Source organism: Kribbella sp. NBC_00889 (assembly GCF_045207705.1).
Taxonomy (GTDB): Bacteria; Actinomycetota; Actinomycetes; order Propionibacteriales; family Kribbellaceae; genus Kribbella.
Window position 1 is genome coordinate 7,470,208 of record NZ_CP108783.1, and the last position, 18,466, is coordinate 7,488,673.

Annotated in this window: 20 protein-coding genes and 1 pseudogene; 13 read left to right on the forward strand and 8 right to left on the reverse strand. The window is 68.8% G+C overall.

Annotated features, from left to right (window positions below):
- Positions 1-53: 53 nt before the first annotated feature.
- Positions 54-1,268, reverse strand: a pseudogene (locus OG817_RS36640) (DDE-type integrase/transposase/recombinase); the annotation flags it as partial.
- 366 nt (positions 1,269-1,634) lie between these two features.
- Between OG817_RS36640 and OG817_RS36645 the strand changes: the two are divergent.
- Positions 1,635-2,237 carry a gamma carbonic anhydrase family protein gene (locus OG817_RS36645; RefSeq protein WP_406049491.1) on the forward strand — a complete coding sequence of 201 codons (603 nt, stop codon included), beginning with the start codon at positions 1,635-1,637 and terminating at the stop codon, positions 2,235-2,237.
- On the opposite strand, the gene OG817_RS36650 is transcribed toward OG817_RS36645, so the two are convergent.
- Positions 2,224-3,222: an EamA family transporter gene (locus OG817_RS36650; protein ID WP_406049492.1), complete on the reverse strand. Its 999-nt coding sequence runs from the start codon at positions 3,220-3,222 to the stop codon at positions 2,224-2,226. The two genes, OG817_RS36645 and OG817_RS36650, sit on opposite strands and share 14 nt — an antisense overlap.
- 83 nt (positions 3,223-3,305) lie before the next feature.
- On the opposite strand from OG817_RS36650, the gene OG817_RS36655 reads away from it, so the two are divergent.
- Complete coding sequence (locus tag OG817_RS36655; RefSeq protein ID WP_406049493.1) at positions 3,306-4,217, forward strand: LysR family transcriptional regulator; 912 nt, start codon at positions 3,306-3,308, stop codon at positions 4,215-4,217.
- On the opposite strand, the gene OG817_RS36660 is transcribed toward OG817_RS36655, so the two are convergent.
- From OG817_RS36660 to OG817_RS36680, 5 genes are all read right to left on the reverse strand, one after another.
- Positions 4,204-5,106 carry a sucrase ferredoxin gene (locus OG817_RS36660; RefSeq protein WP_406049495.1) on the reverse strand — a complete coding sequence of 301 codons (903 nt, stop codon included), beginning with the start codon at positions 5,104-5,106 and terminating at the stop codon, positions 4,204-4,206. The two genes, OG817_RS36655 and OG817_RS36660, sit on opposite strands and share 14 nt — an antisense overlap.
- Positions 5,107-5,160: 54 nt before the next feature.
- Positions 5,161-6,405, reverse strand: a complete 1,245-nt coding sequence (locus tag OG817_RS36665) for a cupin domain-containing protein (RefSeq protein WP_406049496.1) — start codon at positions 6,403-6,405, stop codon at positions 5,161-5,163.
- A 298-nt stretch (positions 6,406-6,703) separates the two neighbouring features.
- Positions 6,704-6,829: a hypothetical protein gene (locus tag OG817_RS36670; RefSeq protein ID WP_406049497.1), complete on the reverse strand. Its 126-nt coding sequence runs from the start codon at positions 6,827-6,829 to the stop codon at positions 6,704-6,706.
- Between the two features lie 197 nt (positions 6,830-7,026).
- Positions 7,027-8,046, reverse strand: a complete 1,020-nt coding sequence (gene cobC / locus OG817_RS36675; RefSeq protein ID WP_406049498.1) for an Rv2231c family pyridoxal phosphate-dependent protein CobC — start codon at positions 8,044-8,046, stop codon at positions 7,027-7,029.
- A 56-nt stretch (positions 8,047-8,102) separates the two neighbouring features.
- Positions 8,103-8,894 carry a carbon-nitrogen hydrolase family protein gene (locus tag OG817_RS36680; protein ID WP_406049499.1) on the reverse strand — a complete coding sequence of 264 codons (792 nt, stop codon included), beginning with the start codon at positions 8,892-8,894 and terminating at the stop codon, positions 8,103-8,105.
- A 67-nt stretch (positions 8,895-8,961) separates the two neighbouring features.
- Here OG817_RS36680 and OG817_RS36685 point away from each other — a divergent pair, with 67 nt between their 5' ends.
- The 4 genes from OG817_RS36685 (at position 8,962) to OG817_RS36700 (ending at position 12,266) form a co-directional block, all read left to right on the forward strand.
- Positions 8,962-9,549 (forward strand): MerR family transcriptional regulator, encoded by a 588-nt coding sequence (locus OG817_RS36685; RefSeq protein ID WP_406049501.1) that lies wholly within the window; start codon positions 8,962-8,964, stop codon positions 9,547-9,549.
- Positions 9,550-9,567: 18 nt separating this feature from the next.
- Entirely contained in the window at positions 9,568-10,107 is a 540-nt protein-coding gene (locus tag OG817_RS36690) for a molybdenum cofactor guanylyltransferase (protein WP_406049502.1), read from the forward strand.
- A gap of 32 nt (positions 10,108-10,139) precedes the next feature.
- Positions 10,140-11,030, forward strand: coding sequence for a phosphotransferase family protein (locus tag OG817_RS36695; RefSeq protein WP_406049503.1), 891 nt, complete (start codon positions 10,140-10,142; stop codon positions 11,028-11,030).
- Between the two features lie 258 nt (positions 11,031-11,288).
- Entirely contained in the window at positions 11,289-12,266 is a 978-nt protein-coding gene (locus tag OG817_RS36700) for an NAD(P)H-quinone oxidoreductase (RefSeq protein WP_406049505.1), read from the forward strand.
- A gap of 178 nt (positions 12,267-12,444) precedes the next feature.
- Here the strand turns inward: OG817_RS36700 and OG817_RS36705 are convergent, their stop codons facing one another.
- The gene (locus OG817_RS36705; RefSeq protein ID WP_406049506.1) at positions 12,445-12,861 is read right to left on the reverse strand and encodes a VOC family protein; all 417 of its coding nucleotides are present in this window, start codon (positions 12,859-12,861) and stop codon (positions 12,445-12,447) included.
- Between the two features lie 73 nt (positions 12,862-12,934).
- On the opposite strand from OG817_RS36705, the gene OG817_RS36710 reads away from it, so the two are divergent.
- The 7 genes from OG817_RS36710 (at position 12,935) to OG817_RS36740 (ending at position 18,442) form a co-directional block, all read left to right on the forward strand.
- Positions 12,935-13,507, forward strand: coding sequence for a TetR/AcrR family transcriptional regulator (locus OG817_RS36710; protein ID WP_406049507.1), 573 nt, complete (start codon positions 12,935-12,937; stop codon positions 13,505-13,507).
- Between the two features lie 166 nt (positions 13,508-13,673).
- Positions 13,674-14,267 (forward strand): PadR family transcriptional regulator, encoded by a 594-nt coding sequence (locus OG817_RS36715; protein WP_406049508.1) that lies wholly within the window; start codon positions 13,674-13,676, stop codon positions 14,265-14,267.
- The gene (locus OG817_RS36720) at positions 14,264-14,986 is read left to right on the forward strand and encodes an ABC transporter ATP-binding protein (RefSeq protein ID WP_406049509.1); all 723 of its coding nucleotides are present in this window, start codon (positions 14,264-14,266) and stop codon (positions 14,984-14,986) included. Before OG817_RS36715 ends, OG817_RS36720 begins: the two co-directional genes overlap by 4 nt.
- Positions 14,986-15,969, forward strand: a complete 984-nt coding sequence (locus tag OG817_RS36725) for an ABC transporter permease (RefSeq protein WP_406049511.1) — start codon at positions 14,986-14,988, stop codon at positions 15,967-15,969. The genes OG817_RS36720 and OG817_RS36725 overlap by 1 nt, the downstream gene beginning before the upstream one ends.
- Positions 15,970-15,974: 5 nt before the next feature.
- Complete coding sequence (locus OG817_RS36730) at positions 15,975-17,030, forward strand: ABC transporter permease (RefSeq protein WP_406049512.1); 1,056 nt, start codon at positions 15,975-15,977, stop codon at positions 17,028-17,030.
- A 181-nt stretch (positions 17,031-17,211) separates the two neighbouring features.
- Positions 17,212-17,742 carry a CGNR zinc finger domain-containing protein gene (locus OG817_RS36735; RefSeq protein ID WP_406049513.1) on the forward strand — a complete coding sequence of 177 codons (531 nt, stop codon included), beginning with the start codon at positions 17,212-17,214 and terminating at the stop codon, positions 17,740-17,742.
- Between the two features lie 82 nt (positions 17,743-17,824).
- Positions 17,825-18,442, forward strand: a complete 618-nt coding sequence (locus OG817_RS36740; RefSeq protein ID WP_406049515.1) for a bacterial proteasome activator family protein — start codon at positions 17,825-17,827, stop codon at positions 18,440-18,442.
- Positions 18,443-18,466: the final 24 nt, after the last annotated feature.

Genomic DNA, 18,466 nt, shown 5'->3' on the forward strand with positions numbered 1-18,466 from the left:
GGTGACAGTTGGTGTGTCAGGACATCGGTGACGGTTCAGGGGTCTTGGCGTGGGCCGCGGGGGCGGCCGTTGCCGACGTAGGTCACTCCTGGTGCGGGTCTGGTGTGCTCGATGAGGATCTCGCCTTCCAGGTCGGTGACGGTGATCTTGTCGCCGGGCTTGTTGCCGGTGCTGATGACGAGGACCTGCTGGAAGCCGCGTCGCCCGTCGACCAGGTATTGGACCTTGTCCAGGTAGAACATGCCGGCGGGAGTCAGCTTCTTGACGACGGTGTCGTCGGGCAGGTCAGCGGGCGCCGGTGCGAGAGGCGGCCGGGGCCGGCTGGCGGGACGGTGGGAGCGACGGGGAAGGTTGTGTGTGGGACGTGGCGGCTCGGCCTTCGCGGTGGCTTCCCAGGCGGCCTGGGGCGTGACGCGTCCGGGCAGGCCCTGGTGGGGGCGCTGGGTGTTGCAGATGTGGTCGAAGGCGTCGACCTGGGCCTGCAGTTCGTCGAGCGTCTCGGCGAGCGCTTGTTTGTCGAGGTAACGGAACAGGGTCTGGTGGAAGCGTTCGTTCTTGCCCTGGGTCGTCGGCTTGTAGGGCTTGCCGGTGATCGGCTCGACCCCCAGGGCCATCAGGTGGACGACGAATTGACCCAGGAGCCCACGGCGCGACGGATTGAGCGCGGATCCGTTGTCGGACAGCAGCCGCTGAGGCACGCCGTGGGCGGCCACGGCCTTGTCGAACACGGCGATCGCCGCGGCAGATGTCTCGCCCCACGCGACGTGGGAAGCGACCGCATAGCGGGAGTGGTCGTCGATGAGCTGGAGGATCACACACCTACGCCCACCGGTGAGCACGTACTCGGTGCCGTCGAGCTGCCAGCAGGCGTTCGGAGCTGGATAGACGAACCGGCGCCAGGCCGAGCGTGGCTTCTTCCGCGGTTCGAACCGCGCCACACCGGCCTGCCGGAAGATCCGGGCCAGTGACGCGACCGAGGGCACCACCTCCAGCCCCATCGCGCGCATCTTGTCGTGCACGCTGATCGGCCCGTGGTCGAGCCCGGAGGCCTCCAACGCAGCCCGCACCTGCACCGCTTGTTCTTTGACCTCCTCGGTCAACTTCGCCGGGCTCGTCCTCGGGCGCCTGGACCTGGGCTCGAGCACGGCCGCCGGACCGTCGGCCGTCGCGCGCTTGCGCAACTCGTAGAAGGACTTGCGCGAAATGCCGTGCTCGGCGCAGAAGGTCGAGACCGCACCGCGCGGAGCATCGTCCGGCCACTGCGAGATCGCAAGGCGGACACGGGGATCGATAGGTTCATTGGCTGGCACCGCCCGAGCCTCGCGGCCGAAGTGTCACCACCAAGCCCACCAGAAATGTCACCGATGTCCTGATGCAGAACTGTCACCGATGTCCTGCGACATGACAAAAGTCTGACGCACAGCAGTTGCAGGCAATCGAACATCTGTTCTAATGTTTTCCCAGTTCGCGGTTCTTCACCCCGGACGTCCGGCCGGCCGAACCTCCCACCTCCGATGTGGACCGGCTCTCCGGACACCGCCGCCCGGGTAATGAAGGCCCGGGCTGTGGAGATCCGCACACGATCGGGTACAGGCTCACGAAGGACAGGTGATGCTCAACGGAGGGACAGCGCGATGCTGCTCGAACACCGCGGCCGACGACCGGTCGTGCCCGAATCCGCTTATGTCGCACCATCCGCCGTCCTCTGTGGCGCCATCGTTCTGAGCCAGGGCAGCAGAGTCCTGCACGGTGCCGTACTGACTGCGGAGAACGGTGAGATCCAGGTCGGTGCGAACAGCGTGGTGATGGAGAACGCCCTGGTGCGCGGCCGGGCGAGTCATCCCACCCTGCTCGGCGACGCGGTCCTGGTAGGTCCCCATGCACACGTCAACGGCGCCACGGTCGAGGACGAGGTCTTCATCGCCACGGGCGCCGCGTTGTTCCCCGGTTCTGTCGCCGGCGCGGGCGCGGAACTCCGGATCAACAGCGTGCTGCACGTGAACTCGCGCCTGGAACCCGGCACGGTCCTCCCGATCGGATGGATCGCCGTCGGCGACCCGGCCCAACTCTTCGCTCCCGATCGGCACGAAGAATTCTGGCCCATCCAGCGCGACCTGGACTTCCCCGGCACCGTCTACAACGTCCCCCGCGGAACGCCGATGCGCGACATCATGAGCCGCCAATCGACCTTCTACGGCAGCCACCAGTCGGACCGGGAGCTACCTAGCCCGGACTGAGTACGCCCGGCTGTTCGGTCGACTGTGGTGGGCTCGGGCGGTGGGGCGCGGAGGTGCGCTCTGCGCCCATGCCGGCCAGGACGACGAACGCGATGCCGAAGACGGGGAGCAGGCCCGGCATCTGATGAAGGATGAGCCAACCGACGAGGAGGGCCAGCGCTGGTTCCAGACTCATGAGTGTGCCGAACACGCCTGCGTCGAGGCGGCGCAGGGCCAAGTACTCCAAGGTGAACGGGATGACCGGGAGCAGGAGTGCCAAGCCGAAGCCGATGGCGACCAGATCCCAGGTCATCAGCGGGATCGTGCTCGGCCCGGCAACGACTGTCGCTACCACGGCAGCGACCGGGATGGACACGCCCAACCCCTGAAGGCCGGAGACGTTGTCGCCCACGTGCTGGGTGAGCAGGATGTACGCCGCCCAGCAGACCGCTGCGCCCAGTGCGAACAAGACGCCGAGCACATCCAGCGACCCGCCGACCGGCACCACCCCAGCCGAGCCATGCGCCGACGACGCCGAGCCGCCGACGAACCGCCACGGCTGGGTCAGCAGCATCACCCCGACGAACGCCAGTGCAGGCCACACCAGCCCGGCCCGCCTTCCCCCGAGGCCGCGTAGGCCAGGGATCCGGACCGCGGCGGGTTGCCGCGCGTTGCGTACGACAACGACGCTCAGCGGGCCGAGGAACTCCAAGGCACTGGCCACGCCGAGCGGAATCCGGGCGGCCGCTGCCATGAAGAGAAGAGTCACGCCGCCGGTTGCGATCCCCAAGCCGACGGCCGCGAGGAGGGAGCGGCGATCGAACGAGCGGAGGCGGGGACGGAACAGGACCAGCACGATCACGGCCGCGAAGGACAACCGCAGCCACGCCGCGCCCTCGGGGCCGAGGCGGTCGAACAGGCTGACCGATACGGAGAGGCCGAGCTGGACGCAGCTCATCGACATGACGGCGAACGCCACACCGGTGCGGCTCTCACGGGTGCTCATGCACTCCAGTGAAGCTCGGGAATCCGTTCGCGTCCACGTGAGAATCATGGACATACCATTCGGGATCACTGAACAATGGCTCCATGGATGTACGGCGTCTCGAGCTTCTGCTGGCGTTGTCCCGGCTGGGGTCCATGCGCGCCGTCGCGGAGACCCTCGGTGTGACCACCTCGACGGTCTCCCAGCAGATCGCCGCGCTCGCCCACGAGGTCGGCACGCCGCTGCTGGAGCCCGACGGACGCCGCGTCCGGCTCACCCCAGCCGGGCAGCGATTGGCCGGGCACGCGGTGGACATCGTCGCCGCGGTCGAGGCGGCCCGTGCTGACCTCGACCCCTCGGCGAAACCGGCTGGAACGGTTCGCGTGGCCGCGTTCCATACCGCGATCCGGGACACGGTGCTGCCCGTCGTCCAGCGGCTCGCCTCCGAGCATCCCGACGTACGGCTGGAGATTCAGGAGCAGGAGCCGCCCGAGGCGCTGACGCTGCTCGAGCGTGATCAGGTCGACCTGGCGGTGAGCTACGACTACAACCTGGCACCTGCGAACGTCGACCCTGGCCTCCAGATCACCCGGCTGTGGCAGGCGACGTGGGGACTCGGCGTACCCTCTCGCTCCCGGCGTACCTCGGGAACGGCGGCGGAGGTGGCCGCTGCGTTCGCGGACACCGACTGGATCGTGAACTCCCGCCACGCCGGGGACGAACAGGTCGTGCGCGCGATCGCCTCGCTGGCAGGCTTCGAGCCACGCATCACGCACCGCGCCGACAGCCTCCCGCTGGTCCGGGACATGATCGTCGCGGGCCTTGGCGTCGCATTGCTGCCGACCGGCAGCCTGAAGGCCCCTGGCATCTCGGTACGCCGGTTGCGCGATCCGGTGCCGATGTTCCGTACGTACACACTCACCCGCCGCGGCCGAGGCGGATGGGCTCCGCTGGCGTTGGTCCAAGGACTGCTCGAACAGCAGCGGCGAGCGCCGGACGCGGTCAGCTGGACGTGATGCTGTGCAACTGGAAGCGGCGGACCGTGGCCGGCGCGGTGCCCGCACACGTCAGCTTGGCGTCGACCGAGTCGAGATGCGCCGACACCTCGACGGTGAGCAGATCGGCGTCGGGCAACGCGAGATCCACCTGCCAGTGATGGCCGGCCAGTCCACGAACGGCTCTGGGACGAAGCTCATCGACGAGTAGTGAGTGCCCTGCCGCGCGGGCGAAGTGTTGCGCGGCCTGGACCGGTGGGACGAACGCACCCGATCCACGCAGCAGATCCGGCACCACCCGCCCTTCGTCGTGATGCTTGGCGAGCTCGACCGCACGAGCAACCGGAACATGTCCGTAGAACAACCCCTGCGGCAGTACGACGACGTTCGCGGCGAACCGGTCACCTCCGACGTGGCTGCACTCCCAGGTCCGCTCCGGATACGCACCGGCCAACGCAGCCGCAACAGGCCGACCACGTACGGCGCAACACGCGTCGTGCCGTCCGTGCGTGCAGACGAGGTACACCGGCTCACGACTGACCGGTCCTGGTTCAGCGTCGCCGCGCAGGACGTGCAGCAGATGCTCGTCCGACGGAAGCTCGCCCCACCGGACCGACTCGCGCCCCGGCCGGCAGTCGGCCAGCGCGTACCGGCGCGGAGCCGATCGGTCCAACCGTCCGTAGCGTCTGATCAGCGCGGGCCGGTACCCCCGCTGCCGGCAGAGCCGCGCGACCTCCGCACCCAATCCCTCGGGCCGGAGGGCGGCCAGAGCGTCCCGCGGCCAAGCGACACGGGATTCGATCAGCAGCCAGCGCTCCGCGGGTGGCGCGGTCGCGACCAGCGAGTCGCCACGGCGGTCCGCCATTGCGGCACAGCCCGTGTCGGCCCGGTAGCGACCGTCAATCACCACGCCAGCCATGCTCACCCCACGTCACCGTTGCCCTCCGCAACTACCGGCTGTAGTTTACGCGTCGGCGACGAGGACAGCTTCGGTGAGGAGGCGGCGGACGAGGACGAGCTGATCGGCCTCGTCGAGACCGGGCAGGTCGCCGACCTTGTGGTCGCTCCCCGCGCACAGTTGCACGACGGCATCGCCGGTGACTGCGGGTAGCGTGATCATCCGGTCTGGCAGTTGCAGCACGACCGGATCCCCGACCACGACCCGGCAGCGCAGACCGGTCCGGAGGCGGACCGTCGTACCCACGGCCAACGAGGCGATGGAGGCGGCGTGCGCCAAGGGTCCGAGTGGCGCAGGACGGTTGGCAGACCAGGTACGGCGTCGGAGCCGGGCAGCCAGGTCCTCCGGAGTCGTCGACCGGATCTGCTGGGCGAAGAGGTCCGCCACCTCGGGAAGGACTGCTCTGAGTTGCTCCGGGTCGCTCGGATCGAATCCGAGCGGCAGAGCACGGCGCAGCGAGGGCTCGTTCGCGGCAGCCGCGGCAAGCTCCTGCACGAGCAGGTAGCGAGTCATGGTGTGCAGTCCGACCGTCAGATGAGCACTGACCCCGCCCAGAGCCTTGGCCGAGTGCAGGAACCCCCGCGGTATGTACAGCGCGTCACCCGGCCTCAGCACCCCATCAACGACCGGTGCATTGTCACGAGCCGCGGCTGCGACCGCTTGGGAGTGGTCTGTCCACGGCTGGTTGCGGAGTGGGTCCACATGCACCGGCTCGTGGACGGTCCAGTGCTTCTCGCCGGCCACCTGCAATACGAACACGTCATGGACGTCGTAGTGCGCGGAGAACCCCTGTGACTCGGCAGGGGTGAAGTAGGCGTTGATCTGCACTGGGTGACCCGCGTCGACCGACAGCTGGGTGGAGAAGTCGACCAGAGCGGGCCAGGTGCGGTGCAGGGCCTGCAGTACGACGGTGTGGCCGCTCGCGAACAGGGCAGCGACCTTGTCGTCGCGGACCTGGTCGGCGATCTCCGCTCCGACACCGCCCGACCCGGTGAACTGTCCGTCGCCGACGACCGCACCGTTCTTGGCGATCCGCAGGAACGGCGTGCGGAGGCCGCGGCGCGACAGCAGTTCGTCCGCAGCCTCCAGGCCGAACAGGTCGTCGTACGGCGCGGGCAGGTCGGGGCCGCGGGACAGCAGAGCCCGCGAACCCCAGTAGGAGGTCGCGAACTCGTCCAGATCACCTGCCACACAGCGCCGGAGAGCCGGACAGTCGTCAGGCTGCGAACCGGCTCCCGGCACCGTAGTCACCAACTTCCAGAACCTCCACTGGCTCCGCCGTCGGCACCACCGTCGGTCGCGTTGGAATCGGCACCGCCGTCCGCCGGACCTTCACCACCTCCGGCACCACCATCCGCGCCGCCGTCCGCTCCACCATCACTCATGCCAGGTGAGGCTCCGCCGTCCGCAGGTCCCTCGCCGCCACCAGCGCCACCGTCCGCACCGCCGTCCGCACCGCCATCAGCACCGCCGTCACTCACGCCAGACGATGCTCCACCGTCCGCCGGTCCTTCGGCACCGCCCGCGCCACCATCCGCACCCCCGTCACTCATGCCAGCCGTCGCACCGCCGTCCGCTGGTCCTTCAGCGCCTCCGGCACCACCATCCGCGCCGCCGTCGGCACCGCCATCCGTCCCACCAACGGTCGCGCCACCGTCCGCCAGACCTTCGCCACCTTCGGACGAAGTCGTCATGTCGTCGTCGTTCAGACCCATTGTGCTGCTCCCTTCGCGAATGACCAGACGAGTGCCGGAGGGGCGAGCAGGGCACTCTGCGACCATCCTGTGCGCAAAGTGCAGGTGGACTAAACCCCTCGCGGGTTACGGCGACCAATCGGTTCGACGGCGAACGCCGCACGGCTCCGAACGGGGGTCAGGTCGTCAGGTCGCGCCACACCTTCGCGAAGGCGTCGGTCACGTCCTCCGGCCGGACGGCGATGCGCAGCCAGTCCGGTCCGAGGCCCGGGAAGGTGTCACCCCGACGGACCGCGAATCCGCGCTCTCGCAGGGATTCCCGCAGTACGGCGCCGCCCTCGACATGCACCAGGACGAACGGTCCACGCGGCACGCCGTACGTCGGAACCGGACCGAGACTGTCGAGCAGATGGACACGTTGCCGGTCGATGTCCAGCGCGGCCTGAGCCGCTTCGGCGACCGCACGCTCGTTGCTGCAGGCAATAGCCGCGGCGAGAGCAGGAGTGGACACCGGCCAGTGTGGCTGCACAGCGGCCAGTTGTTCGACCAACCCGGCTGCCGCAAGCACATAGCCGACCCGGAGGCCCGCGAGTCCCCACGTCTTGGTCAGGCTGCGGATCACGACCAGACCGGGGATCGAGGCGCCGGCCAGCGACTCCGGCTCGCCCGGTACGGCGTCCATGAACGCCTCGTCGACCACCAGAATCCGGTCCGGCCGGGCCAGCTCGTGCAGGTCGTCGGCGCGGTGCAGCACGGACGTCGGGTTGGTCGGATTGCCGATGACGACGAGGTCAGCGTCGGCAGGGACCGCGCGCGGGTCCAGGACGAACCCGTCCTCCGGCCGTAGGACGACCCGGTCGACCACGTGCCCAGCCGACCGCAGCGCAGCCTCGGGCTCGGTGAACTGCGGATGAACAACGACCGAATGCCGCGGCCGGAACGCCCGAGCGATCAGCACGAACGCCTCTGCCGCCCCTGCGGTCAGCAGCACCCGGTCAGGCGAGACACCGTGGCGCGCGGCGACCGCTGCCACCGCTGCGTCCTGTCTCGGGTACGCCGCCAGGTCGCTCAGGCTGGCTGTGATCTCCTCGACCAGCCAGGCGGGCGGAGTGCCGGTCCGCACGTTGACTGCGAGGTCCACCAGGCCGTCCCCAACCTCGAGGTCCCCGTGATGATCCAGATCGAACCCATCCGCCACCCCAGGAGGCTAACCCGCTCGCAGCGATCCCGGCCGGGCAGTCCGCGCACCGGGCGTCAGCGCGGGCTGACGGTGTAGCGACGGTTCAGCAGCGACGGGTTGCGCCGCCGCACGTCGGTCAAGCGGTCGGCGGACACCTCAGCCACCGCGTACCCGTCTGCCTCGCCTACTGCGGTGAGCGCGATGCCCTGCGGGTCGATGACCTGGCTGAGGCCGCAGTACTTCTTGCCGTTCTGGGCGGCGGCTGCCACGTAGCAGGTGTTTTCCACAGCCCTGGCCGTGAGCAGAGTGGTCCAGTGGTGCTCCTTGAGCGGTCCGCGAACCCACGCGGCCGGTACGACGAGGACCTCGGCGCCGGCGTCGACCAGTGCGCGGGACAGCTCGGGGAAGCGCAGGTCGTAGCACGTCATCAGGCCCAGCGAGCGCCCAGCGACCTTCACCACGACCGGTGCGACATCGCCGGGAGTCAGCTGGTCCGACTCCTTGTAGCCGAAGGCGTCGTACAGGTGGATCTTCCGGTAGGCGCCCAGCAATGAGCCGTCGGCGCCGACCGCCAGGAGCGTGTTGTACGGCCGGTGCTGATCGCAGCTGCGCTCGAACATCCCTGCGACGATCGCCACGCGGTGCTCCAGCGCGCACTTGCGCAGTGTGTCCACGAACTCGCCGTCGAGCGCCTCGGCAGCCTCCCCGACCGATCCGCCCTCGACGGCGAAGTCGGCCATGATCGCCTCAGGCAGCACGACCACGTCCGGCTGCTCCCGCGCCGCATCGGCGACGACGCGCGTCACCAGGTCGCGGTTGGCGGCCTTGTCGTAGCTGCTGGCGGTCTGCACCACGGCGATCTTCACCCCTCCATGGTGCCGCAGAAGATCCGGACTTGAACCTCACGCCACGTGAGGACCTACGGTCGACGACATGGACACCGACGAGAGGACCTGGCGGGTCGGCGAACTGGCGGAAGTCACCGGCCTCAGCGTCCGCACCCTGCATCACTACGACGAGATCGGCCTGCTGTGCCCAAGCGATCGGAGCGCGTCCGGACACCGTCGGTACGACGCCGACGACGTCCGCCGCCTGCACCGGGTGGTCGCGCTGCGCGGGTTCGGGCTGACGCTCGCCGAGGTGGGGCAGATCCTCGACGGGGAACTGACGGATCCGCGGGAGCTGATCCGCAAACAGCTCGAGGTCGTCGAGGAGCAGCTCGCCGCCGCGTCCGAGGTGAAACGCAAGCTGCTCGGTGTCCTCGGTGGATTGGAGCGGGCCGACGAGCCGTCGGCCCAGGCACTTCTGGAACTGATCGAGGTGATGACTGCGATGTCCCGTGCACTGACACGCGAGGAATTCCAGGAGCTGGCGCAGAGCCGGCTCCGAGCCGTGGCCGACCTGACCGCTGCCGAGTTGGAGGCATTGGCCGAGGAGCGGAAGGAGGCGATGGCCGCGCTGACGCCCGAGGAGCGCGAGGTACTGCGAAGGAACCGAGAGGAGTTGATGCCGAAGGACTGACCCGGCGACACTGCTTCCGTGGACTTCGACGCGCTGGTGCTCGCTGGGGGTGGTTCGACCCGGTTCGGTGGAGTGGACAAGGCGATGCTGGTGCTCGACGGCGTGACGCTGCTGGACCGGGTGCTGACGGCAACTGATGCCGCCGTGTCGACCGTGGTGGTCGGCCCGGTCCGCACGACCTGCCGAGAGGTTGGCTGGACGGTCGAGGATCCACCGTCCGGCGGCCCGGTGGCAGGGATCGCGGCCGGACTCGCCCACGGCTCCGCTGCGGTCGTCGTAGTGCTGAGCTGTGACCTGCCGTGGCTGACGGAGGCCGACGTCGCGCGTCTCGTCGACGGTCTCGGGGACCATGACGGCCACGGGCTCCGGGATACCGACGGTCGTGGGCAGCAGCTCGCGACGGCGTACCGGCGTACCTCGTTGGCCGAGGCGATTCGGCGGATCGGCGATCCGCGGGACAAGTCGGTACGGCGGCTGGTGGCCGACCTGGACCTGGTGTGGTCCGACCCGACTCGGGCCGGCGACGACGTCGACACCTGGGCTGACTTCGACGACTGAAAAACGTTCGACAGCACTTCTACTGTGAGGCTGTGGATGTTGCTGCGATGGTCGCGAGAGCCTGCCCGGACAGTCAGATTGCCGAGGTTGTCCAGCGAACCGGCGGACAACTGAGCACGGTCTTCGAGGTACGGCGGACCGACGACGATCCGGTGATCGTCAAGGTCTACGCACCCGAGTGGGCGTGGAAGCAGGCCAAGGAAGTACATGTGTACGGTCTGCTCGCCGCGGAGCTCGACGGGTCGATCCCGCGTGTCGTGCACGCCGAGCCGGCCGGGGAGTTGGACGCGTTCACGGTGCTGACCAAGCTGGACGGCGTACCACTGTCGGAGCTGAAGCCGCCGGACTGGCGGGCGACGTACGAGCAGCTCGGACAGTTGGTGGCGCGGGTGCATCGGATTCCGCAGCCGGAGTACGGGTATTTGACCGACCGGATCCTTGATCCGTTGCTGGACAACGATCAGTACATGCGGCGTCAGTTCGCCAAGAAGCTCGGGGAGTTCGAGCAGCTTGGCGGGGATGCGGCGTTGCGGGAGGAGATCCGCGAGTACGTCGACGAGCGGTCCGATCTGTTCGCGGCGAACCAGGCGGCGACGTTGTGCCACAACGATTTCCACGAGGGCAACGTGCTTGTGGATCCGGTGACCTGGCGGGTGACGGGGTTCATCGACGTGGAGAACGCGATCGCGGCCGATCCGTTGATCGATCTCGCGAAGACCGTGTCGTACTCGATCCACGACAACGCGGACAAGCTCGCCGGCCTGGTCGACGGGTACGGCCCACTGCCGGACGACTGGCAGGAACGCGTGCTGCTTTATCGCGTGTACCACTCGCTCGAGCTCTGGGACTGGTTCGCCTCAATAGGCGAAACCACTCACCTGAACACCATCGCCGCCGACCTCGCCGAACTCGTCAACAACTGACAGCCCCACCCGACAGCTGACCGAGTGCGTGCTCACCTCCTTGACCGTGGACGTGGGCAGCACCCGAGCGCGGACTTGGTCGGTAGCTGAGTGCGAACTTGGTTGGAAGCTGAGCGCGGACGGGGCGGGGCTGGGCGCGGCCGGGGCGGGGGCTGGGCGCGGACGGGACTGAGGGCTGGGCGCGGACGGGACTGAGGGCTGGGGCTGGGCGCGGCCGGGGGCGGGGGTTGGGGTGGTTGCGCGGGTACGGTGTGGGGCATGCGAGCTGTTGTGTGTGAAGGTGCGGGCGGGATCGAGGTTCTGACGGTTGGCGAGATTCCGGATCCGACTCCGGCCGTCGACGAGGTCGTGATCGACGTCGTCGCCGCGGGCGTGAACCGGGCCGACCTGCTGCAGCGGCAGGGGTTCTATCCACCGCCGCCGGGCGCACCCGGGACGATCGGGCTCGAGGTGTCAGGGACGATCTCCGAGGTCGGGTCCGAGGTCGAAGGCTGGTCCGTCGGCGACGAGTGCTGCGCGTTGCTCGCGGGTGGCGGGTACGCCGAGAAGGTCGTCGTACCGGCGCCGCAGGTGATGCCGATTCCCGACGGGCTCGACCTGATCAGCGCGGCCGCACTGCCCGAGGTGGTCGCGACGGTGTGGTCCAACGTGTTCATGACCGCGCACCTGAAGGACGGCGAGACGCTGCTTGTCCATGGCGGTGCATCCGGCATCGGCACGATGGCGATCCAGCTCGGGGTGGCGCACGGCGCGCGCGTACTGACCACGGTCGGCAGCGTGGACAAGATGGAGTTCTGCACCCGGCTCGGCGCGGACGTCGCGATCAATTACAAGGAAGCCGAGTGGGCGTCGGTGGTGAAGGAAGCGACGGCGGGCGCCGGCGCGGACGTCATCCTCGACATCATCGGCGCGAAGTACCTGACCGAGAATGTGAAGTCCCTCGCGTACGACGGCCGCCTCGTGGTGATCGGCATGCAGGGCGGTGCGAAGGGCGAGCTCGACCTGGGCCGCCTGATGAGCCGCCGCGCGCAAGTCATGGCAGCCGGCCTCCGTCCCCGCTCGGTCGCCGGCAAGGGCCGCATCATCGCGGACGTCGTCGGCCACGTCTGGCCGTTGATCGCCGAGAAGAAGGTGCGCCCGATCATCCACACCACCTATCCCCTGGCGCAGGTGGCCCAAGCCCACCAGGACCTCGAAGACTCCACCCAACTCGGCAAGATTCTCCTCACCACCTGACCCCCTCCCCATCTGCCTGGCTGACCCATCGGGCTGTGGTTGGCCCACGGCACGCCGCTGGCTAACCCACCATCTGCCTGGCTGACCCATCGGACTGTGGGTTGGCCCACGGCACGCCGCTGGCTAACCCACCATCTGCCTGGCTAACCCACCAGAGGTGGTCGGTCGCCGTGGTGGGTTAGGTGGTCGGGAGGTTGGCGGCCAGCCAGTCGGGGTCGGGGGCGACCAGTTGGATGACGTCGAGCCAGCTGCCTTCGGGGTCCCGCACGAAGAAGTGACGCTGGCCGAACACCTCAGTGACCGGCTGCGTCTCGAGCGGAACGCCCGCCTCTGTGAGCGCAGCGGCAACCTTGTCGGCGTCATCGACGACAAACCCGAAGACATTCGTGCTCTCGGTCAGAGCGGACACGGCCGCCGGGACCGTCGCGTGGCCGCGCTGACAGATGGCAAGCTCCCAGTCCGCCTCGCCCCGGCGCACGGTGATGAACCAGCCCAGGTCGATCGCGATCTGCAGGTCGAAGTACTGCTGATAGAAGGCGGCGACCTCCGCCGGACGGTCGGTGACCACGGTCGCGCCGAATGCCGCGGGTTGCATACGCTCTCCTGACTACTACAGCTGTTGTTATTATGTACGACAGTTGTAGTGGATACCTGCTAACCTGTCAACTATGCCCCGGAACCCGGAACGCCGAACTCAGCTCGCCGACGCGGGCCTCGCCGTCCTCGCGGAGGCCGGCGCCCGCGGCCTGACCCACCGAGCCGTCGACGCCGCGGCCGGACTCCCCGCCGGTACGGCGTCCAACTACTTCCGGACCCGTGATGCGTTGCTCGGCGCCCTCGGCGAGCGGATCTTCGAGCGACTCGCGCCGGACGAAGCAGTACTCGAACCGCTGGCGAAGCGCGAGCCGACGATCGACCTGGTCGTCGACTATGTGCGGTACATCGTCGAGCGCCTCCTCGGCCGACCCGAACTCACATTGGCCCTGTTCGAACTCCGCCTCGAAGCAGCCCGCCGGCCAGTACTGCACGAGATCCTGTCCCGCACGCTGAGGCAGGGCTTCGACGCCGACGTCTCGTTCCACGTCAACGCCGGACTGCCCGGCGGCGCCGAGGAGGTCCGCCTACTCCACTTCGCCATCGACGGCCTCGCACTCGACCACCTGACCCCGGGAACAGGTCGCCCGTACGACGTCGACGCCGTCACCACCCGACTAGTCCGCCGCCTGATCCGCGCAGACTGAGTGGGCCACTCACAGGAGCCGGTCGGCGGACTGAGCGCCCCACTCACAGGACCCGGTCGGCGGACTGAGCGCCCCACTCACAGGACCCGGTCGGCGGGCTGAGGGCGCCAACTCGCAAGAGCCGGTCGGTTGACCGGAGGATACCGAGTATGCATACTCAGTATCCATGTCGATCAAGCACGGTTTGCTGGCATTGCTCCGCGAGGGGCCGAAGTACGGGTACCAGTTGCGCGGGGAGTTCGAAGCGGCGACCGGTGCGACCTGGCCGCTGAACATCGGGCAGGTCTACACGACCCTCACCCGGCTGGAGCGCGACGGGCTCGTCCGCGCCGCGTCCGGCGAGGCCGAGGCGGACGGCCGGTCGATGTACGAGATCACCGACGCCGGCGAGGCCGAGCTGGCCAAGTGGTTCGAGACCCCGGTCACACGGGAGTCGCGGCCACGCGACGAACTGGCCATCAAGCTGGCGCTCGCACTCTCGGTGCCGGGCGTGGACGTCAGTGCCGTCGTCCAGCGGCAACGTATGTCGACCATGCAGTCGCTGCAGGAGCTGACACGGCTGAAGCGCGGCGGCGGTGAGATCTCCTGGCTTTTGGTGCTGGAGTCGATGATCTTCGGCGCCGAGGCGGAGATCCGCTGGCTCGACCACTGCGAGGCGATGCTGTTACGCCACCGGGCCGCCGGCACGACGCGGGCCGCGAAGCCGAACACCACCGACGTACCGGACCAACAGGAACACCACACGGGGGCCAAGAAATGAACGTCATTCTCGACATCCGGAATCTCACCAGAACCCACGGCCAAGGCGAGCAGGCCGTCCACGCGCTCCGCGGTGTCGATCTGGCCGTGCCGGCCGGAGAGCTCGTCGCGGTCATGGGTCCGTCCGGCTCGGGCAAGTCGTCGCTGCTCACGTGCGCCGGCGGCCTCGACCAACCCACCTCCGGCGAAGTCCTTGTCGACGGCAACGATCTCGCCACCCTGAGCCGCAACGCCGTCGCCGCCCTGCGCCGCCGCCGGATCGGCTACGTCTTCCAGGACTTCAACCTGATCCCCGCCCTCACCGCCGCCGAGAACGTCGCTCTCCCGCTCGAACTCGACGGCACCCGCTCCCGCACTGCCCACAAGTACGCCGAAGCAGCCCTCGCGGAGGTGGGCATCGGTGACCTGGCCGACCGATTTCCCGACGACATGTCCGGTGGCCAGCGCCAGCGCGTCGCGATCGCCCGCGCGATCGTCGGCGAACGCCGCCTCCTGCTCGCCGACGAACCCACCGGCGCTCTGGACTCCGAGACCGGCGAAGCGGTCCTCCAGCTCCTCCGTGACCGCTGCGACCAGCACGGCATCGCCGGCGTCCTGGTCACCCACGACGCCCGCCACGCCGCCTGGGCCGACCGCGTCGTTTACCTGCGCGATGGCGTGCTGGTAGGCCAGTCCGGCCCGCTGTCCGACGCCGATGCGCTGCTGCAGGAGAGCCACTGATGGGCGGCTGGCGCCCGCCGCTGCGCATCGCCCGCCGTACTGCCAGGAAGTCGCTCGGCCGGACGTTCCTGGTCGCGGCGCTGATCGGTCTGCCGGTGCTCGCGGCGACCTGGATGGGCGTGATCTTCAAGACGTCCAGCCCGGAAGGCGAAACGCTCGCCAACATCACCCTCGGCCAAGCCGATGCGCAACTCACCGTGACTCAGTACGCCAAGCTCACCAAGCTGCCGGGCTCACCCTTGCTCGAGATGGGCGAGCCGCCTCCGGCCGCCGGTGCCGAGGAACCGGTCAGGACGCCCGGCAAGTTCGATCCGCTGCCACTGCTGCCGCCTGGGACCACGCTGGCCCGCCAGTTCACGGACGGCGGCACCGTGGAGATCCACGGCCGGGATGCGAAGACCTCGGTCAGCCTGGTCACCGGCGACGGCAAGAGCCCGCTGACGCAGGGCACCGTGAAGGTCGATCAGGGCCGACTGCCCGCCACCGGGGACGAGATCGCGATCTCGCCGGCATTCGCCGACCGCCTCGGGATCAGCGGTCCGACCGGCACGGTGGTGAGCGCGAGCGGTCAGAACTACACCGTGGTCGGGATCGCGCGCAGGATGGCGCTCCAGGGCGCCGAGACGATCTTCGCCACCCCCGACACCAGCCTGGCCAGGCCTGATCCGACCATCTCCGTGAGCTACCTGGTCAAGCTGCCCGCCGGCGCCGACCCGGACGCGCTCGTGCCACAGCTCATCGACCACGGCATGCTGTTGTTGCCGAGAGCAATCATCGTCGACCCACCGCCGAACCCGTACGGCACGGGCAGCACGGACATCGGCCCCTACGCCGCGATGGCCCTGATCATCGGCTTCGGCGTGCTCGAGATCGTCCTTCTCGCAGGTACGGCGTTCGCCGTCGGAGCCCGCCGGCAGACCCGGGAACTCGGACTGGTGATGGCGACCGGCACCGCACTGGTCCGGCGACGGCCGCGATCATGATGGCCGTGGCTGGAACAGCGGCCGTCGCCTTCGCAGGATCCAACGCGATCGCGGCCGAGGCGAAGACCTACACGGCGGACGCACACTACGGCGACGCATCGATCCGCTTCGGCACCGGCGGTACGGACTCGGTGCAGTACTCCAGCAGTACTGTCGACCGCGTCGGTGCACTGCTGCCGGTACGACACCAGTACGAGCTCGGCACGGTTTCGTTGCCCGAGGCAAAGGCAAACGAGTACGGCTACATCCCGCAACTCTTCGCCGCCAGCGGGCGGGCCGAGGGATCCACGTCGTACGGCCTGCTCGCGGTCGACCCGGCGTACATCGCCCGCTTCGGCGAGTACGGCGCCAAGGCCGCCGCGGAACTGCGGGCCGGGAAGGTGATCTTCCCGCTCGGCACGCTCGGTCCTGGACAAGAGACCGAGGTGAGCGGCGAACGCGAGTCCGGGCAGGAGCAGATCGTCGGCACCCTCGTCGCGGCGTACGCCGGTAACCCGCCAAGGGTCAGCTACCTGCAGCAGAGCGCCCTGATCAGCCAGGACGCGGCCCGCAAGCTGGGCAAGATCTCGGTGTACCAGGTCCACTACGAGCTGACCCGCGAGCCCACGAAGGACGAACTGGGCGCAGTCGCGAGGTTCCTGGGCAGCGACGAGATCGTGCAGGTCGAGCGCGGCTACCAGAGCCCCGCACGGCTCCTTCTGCTCGGCATCCTCGGAGCCGCGACTGTGGTGACGCTGCTCGGCGTCGCGATCTCGGTGTCGCTGTCCGCTGCCGAAGGACGAGCGGATCTCGCCACGCTGGCCGCGATCGGTGCACAGCCGCGCCGACGGCGGAACCTGGCGGCAGCACAGGCCTGGGTGCTCGGACAGCTCGGCTGCCTGCTGGGTGTCGGCGTCGGCGCGCTCTACGGCTACACGGCACACGCTGCGTTCGGTTCACCGCACTTCATGGTGCCCTGGGCGGAACTCGGCGGCATCGTGATCGTCGTACCGCTGTTCGCCGGATTGCTCGCCTGGCTGATGACGCGTTCGCGCCTCCCCATGGTCAGCCGGATCGACTAGTGCCCTGCACTAGGCGCACGCAACGGGGGACAGCGGTGCGCTTGTGACCCTCCATCGACCGCAAGCACACCGCTGGTAGACCACCAGGCCGTCGCTGACCTGATGGGAGGACACCACGCTCCAGTAGTGGCGATGGACATCGATTCTGGTCGTCATGCGTCCATCGTGATGTAATGCCATCATGCATCTCAACCCTTACGGCGCCGATGCGGTCCTACTGGCGGTCAACCTCGTCACCCGGCCGGCGACCACCCCCGAGGAACTGGCCGAGCGCTGCGAGGAGAGCGGTGTCGAGAACCGCCTGGTTCGCGAGCGCCGCGTCACCGCCGCCGACCTGGCCGCCGTCCGGATCGCTCTGGACGAGTGGCTGGAGGTCGTGGACGCGACGGACGAGCAGAGTCGCGTCGGTCTGGTCAACGCGATGCTGGCCAAATACACCGAGCATCCGCGGCTCACCAACCACGCCGGCGACGGCTGGCACGTGCACTACCGGCCTGACAAGGTGCCGGTCGGACGCCTCGTCGCGACCCTGATCAGCACGGGTACTGCGCTCCACCTGGCGGGCCGCGGGATCAGTCGCCTGGGACGCTGTGCAACCGACGGATGCGAATACGTGTACGCCGACCTGTCGCGGACCGGCCGGCAACGCTACTGCAGCCCCGCCTGCGCGAACCGGGACGCGGTCCGCCGGCACCGCGCCCGTGCGTCCTAGGCAGCGCCGCGCGTCCTCGGCAGCCAGCACTCGGATCGTCAGGCGCGCGTCGGCCCGGGACCGGCCGATCTAGGATGGGGAAATGACCGAGAGCAGCAGCGAGGGCCAGGAAGTCCCGATGGCCGGGGCACGGACCGAGGACGGCAAGGTGCTGATCGTCGGGCCGGACGGCATGGCCGTCGAGGGGCCGCCGCGCTCCGACAGCGACCGCGGCCATGACGAGCACGACGAACCCCGGTCGGTGACCGAACTGGTCGAGCAGCCGGCCAAGGTGATGCGGGTCGCGAACATGATCCGCAACTTGCTCGAGGAGGTGAAGTCCGCACCGCTGGACGAAGCGTCCCGGCAACGGCTGAAGTCGATCCACGAGGCCTCCATCAAGGAGCTCGAGAGCGGACTGGCGCCGGAGCTGGTCGAGGAGCTGGAGCGGCTCAGCCTCGACTTCACCGACGACACCGTGCCGACCGAGGCCGAGCTGCGGATCGCGCAGGCCCAGCTGGTCGGCTGGCTCGAGGGTTTGTTCCACGGCATCCAGACCGCCTTGTTCGCGCAGCAGATGGCAGCCCGGCAGCAGCTGGAGGGCATGCGTCGCGCACTGCCCGGCGGACAGCAGCTTCCCGCCGAAGAGGCGCCCGGCTTCCCCGGTGCACCTCAGGCAGGCGGCACCGACGGACCCGGCAGCGGCGGGATGTACCTGTAGTCCCTTGTGTCAAAGGGTGAAACA